The sequence below is a fragment of the Oleiphilus sp. HI0066 genome (assembly GCF_001635725.1).
The window spans coordinates 1-847 of the sequence record NZ_LWFH01000439.1 but is presented as its reverse complement, the minus strand read 5'-3'; the positions used below and the strand labels follow the sequence as shown (position 1 = coordinate 847).

2 protein-coding genes are annotated in these 847 nt (G+C 42.9%); both read right to left on the bottom strand.

Features of this window, described 5'->3' with window-relative positions:
- Positions 1–353: DEAD/DEAH box helicase (locus A3738_RS05810; RefSeq protein WP_156504004.1), on the bottom strand; the 353-nt coding region annotated here is incomplete at its 3' end.
- Positions 354–425: 72 nt separating this feature from the next.
- The coding region (locus A3738_RS05805; RefSeq protein WP_068763441.1) for a PadR family transcriptional regulator at positions 426–847 on the bottom strand (422 nt) is incomplete at its 5' end.

Below are 847 nucleotides of genomic sequence, written 5' to 3'. Positions count from 1 at the left end.
TGTATGCTGTAGCTCTGTCCACCGTAGATCGACAGAACATTTACGCCAGGTAAGTATTTCGCATAGCTTTCAAATGCTTCTGCGACTTGAATCGCTAGCTCGCGAGTAGGCGCGAGAACTAAAACTTGAGGTAGTGAGCTTTTCGCTTCAATTTCACAAAGCACTGGAAGAGCGAAAGCAGCTGTTTTACCAGTACCTGTCTGCGCTTGACCTAGAATGTCGCGGCCTTCTCGAATGACCGGAATGGCTTGTTCTTGTATAGGAGATGCTGTTTCGTAACCTAATTCTGAAACGGCTTTAAGTAATTGCTCGGTTAGACCAAGTTCATGAAATGTTTTGGAGGCTTCGCTCACTAAGATTTTCCTCAATTGGGAGGTGATAAAAAGAGGCGGGAGTATACGCGTGAGTGGAAGAAAAATCTCTGATTATTTCTTGAACAATTGTGTCGCTTCTTCAGCCCACCTCAACCAAGCCTCTTCGCCGAGTATTCCTCGACGCAAAGTAAGGTAAGGATAGCGGAAGTTTAGTTGTTCGTTTGAAGAAAGAGAAAGATATTTTTTCTCAAGAGCAAGTAAGTAGTTAAGGGTATTTTGATGGATCTCTATATGACGCTCAATTTCTGATGCGATATCTTCTATCGGCGCGGAATCGGCTCCATATATTTTCACCAGTAATGCATCGTTGATTTTGTTTGTGGCGACGGGCTCTTTCAACCAACGCAAAAGCTCATCTTTTCCCTGTTGTGTGATGGCATAGATTTTTTTGTCGGGTTTTCCTGATTGGATTTCGCTCTGAAATGCAATTAGTTCCTCGTCATGAAGGATTTTAAGTTGTCTGTATATTTGCT